The 2,736-nt window shown below is 55.8% G+C and carries 2 protein-coding genes; one reads left to right on the forward strand and one right to left on the reverse strand.

Annotated elements, in window-relative coordinates:
* Positions 1-191 (forward strand): hypothetical protein (locus EL26_RS26340; protein ID WP_038094765.1); only part of this gene is annotated, 191 nt, incomplete at its 5' end.
* 27 nt (positions 192-218) lie between these two features.
* Here the strand turns inward: EL26_RS26340 and topA are convergent.
* Positions 219-2,591: a type I DNA topoisomerase gene (topA, locus tag EL26_RS22890; RefSeq protein WP_052036732.1), complete on the reverse strand. Its 2,373-nt coding sequence runs from the start codon at positions 2,589-2,591 to the stop codon at positions 219-221.
* Positions 2,592-2,736: the final 145 nt, after the last annotated feature.

Raw genomic sequence — 2,736 nt, forward strand, 5'->3', positions numbered from 1 at the left:
TTTTCAAGGATCAATCGGCGAGATCACTCTCGCGCCAACCGCTTGTCTCTCGCGGCGACAAGAGATATCTTATCATGCCCGCAGGGCTTATCTCAACTGACTGGAACGTCATACCAGAACAAATTCAGGGGAATGCCCGCATTTTACTCGATCTCGTAAAAGGATCTCTGTTTTTTGTTCTCGGAACATAGAAAAGCGCACCCGCATGGGGTGCGCTGCTAGGTTTTTTTCTTTTTCTTGACCTGTTTGTAGCGTTTTTTCACTTCTTCGCTGTTCAACTCGTCGATGATTTGGATGCCGTCTTGCCACTTGCTCGTCGTCCGGCACGTCGGATAGCGGCTGCATCCAAGAAACTTCTCCTCGCCCTTGGAGCGCACAACCATCACGGAACCGCATTTCGGACAGCACTGATTCGTGACTTGCACCAATTTCGAGGCCGCTTCGACCGGTTTGCCTTCTTTGTCCATCTTGAGGATGTTTTTGCACTTCGGATACCCGCTGCAAGCCAAAAACTCACCGTAACGCCCTTTGCGCTTGACGAGCGCCGAGCCGCACTTGTCACACTTGTGCTCGGTTTCCACAACCAAGGGCTCAGGCGCGCCTTTTTTCCCGAACGCAAAACGACCTCGGCATTGGTAGCAAAAATATTGCTTGACCGGCTTTTTCTTGCCCTTGGGAACCGATTCGGTCAAGGTCAATCCGTGCGTGCAACTCGGGCACGGGACGTCGGTCGGTTCTCCGACGGGCACGATGTACTTGCACTTCGGATACCCCCCGCACGCGTACACATCACCGTACTTCGTCGTCCGCCGCCACAGCGGTTGTCCGCACGCGGGGCAATTCTGTTCGGTCTGCTCCCCGAGCACTACGCGATCCCCCGTCTTCATCGCCGTCTCCAGCGTCTCGGCAAAGGGACGGTAAAACTGATCCAACAACACCCGCCACTCCCGCGCACCCTCGGCAACATGGTCCAACTGTTTCTCCATCTCCGCCGTAAACTCCACATTGATCAAATCCGGGAAGTGCGCGACCAACGTATGACAGACGGCCCTCCCGATGTCGGTCGGATGAAACCACTTTTTATCCACGACGATCACGTAATCCCGCGCTTTGAGCACCGAGATGATGCTCGCGTACGTACTCGGCCGCCCGACCCCTCGCTTCTCCAACTCTTTGACCAAACTCGCTTCGGTGTAATACGCCGGCGGCTTTGTAAAATGCTGCGAGGGCTTGATGTCGCGGCAGAGCAAACGTTGCCCGGACTCCACAGGCGGCAGCGTCACATCTTGCTCCTCCTGGTCGCCGCCCGCTTTTTTCGGGTCGATGCCCTCCTCATACAGCTTTAAAAACCCGTCAAACTTCAGCGTACGCCCGTTCGCCTTCCACCCAAAACGCCCGGATTGGATGCTCACCGAAACCGTGTCATACACCGCTGCCGCCATCTGACTCGCCAAGAAACGTTCGTAGATCAACTTGTACAACCGAAACTGATCCGGCGCCAACTGCGATTTCAACTTCTCCGGCGTCCACTCCAAATGCGTGGGACGAATCGCTTCATGAGCGTCTTGCGCACTGTCTTTGGAACGGTAGAAGTTCGGTCGAGTCGGTCGATACGCTTGTCCAAACCGCTCGCCGATCAACTTCATAGCTTCTTGTTGAATATGCGGTGCCACGCGAGTCGAGTCGGTCCGCATGTAGGTGATCAACCCGGACGTTTGTCCGTTCACGTCGATCCCTTCATACAACTGTTGCGCCACGCGCATCGTCTTCGCCACATCGAAACGCAGCTTGCGCGAGGCTTCCTGTTGCAACGTGGAAGTGGTGAACGGCGGAGCAGGATAGCGCTTCTTCTCCGCCCGCTCCACGTCGGTGATGCCAAACGTCTGCGCTTTGGCCTCTGCAACAATCGCCGCCGCGAGATCCCCGTTTGGAACCTTCGCTTTCTTGCCGTCGATCGTCGTCAACTGACAAGTAAAAACAGCCTCCTTCGTCCCCGTCTGCACCTGCGCATGGATTTCCCAATACTCTTCGGTCTTGAAGTTCTCAATCTCCTCCGCTCGCTGCACCACCAAGAGCAGCGCAACAGATTGCACACGCCCCGCCGACAGCCCATGACGGATCTTGCGACCCAAAAACGGGCTGAGCTTGTACCCGACGAGTCGGTCCAAAATTCGGCGGGCTTGTTGCGAATCCACCAAGTGCCGGTCGATGGCGCGCGGTTGCGCCATCGCTTGCAGGACGGCTTTTTTGTTGATCTCATGGAAGGTCACGCGCTCAATGCGCTTGCCCGGCCCCTTCAAGAGTTGCTCCAGATGGAAGGCGATTGCCTCGCCCTCGCGGTCGGGGTCGGTGCTTAAAATGATCGTATCGGAAGACTTGGCGAGGCTGCGCAGCTCTTTGACCAGCGCGGCTTTGCCCTTCATCACTTCATATTGCGGCTCAAATCGGTTCTCAATGTCAACGCCAAAGTTCTTCTCCGGCAAGTCACGGACGTGACCCATCGACGCTTTGACGAGATAGTCTCTTCCCAAGTAGGAGTTGATCGCTTTCGCTTTGGCCGGCGACTCCACGATCACAAGGTGTTTGGCCATCTTGGATACCCCTTTCTCGATAAAAATCTATGCAAAAAAGGACTCGATCCACATCCGGATCGAGTCCTTTCTCTAGTGCCCCGCGACGTCCTACTCTCCCGGGACCCTGCGGTCCAAGTACCATCGGCGCTGGAAAGCTTAACTT

Source organism: Tumebacillus flagellatus (genome assembly GCF_000714935.1).
Classification (GTDB): domain Bacteria; phylum Bacillota; class Bacilli; order Tumebacillales; family Tumebacillaceae; genus Tumebacillus; species Tumebacillus flagellatus.

Bases quoted from the DNA above. Each gene is read 5' to 3' on its own strand.
- topA (WP_052036732.1), bottom strand. From the start codon at position 2,591: ATGGCCAAACACCTTGTGATCGTGGAGTCGCCGGCCAAAGCGAAAGCG.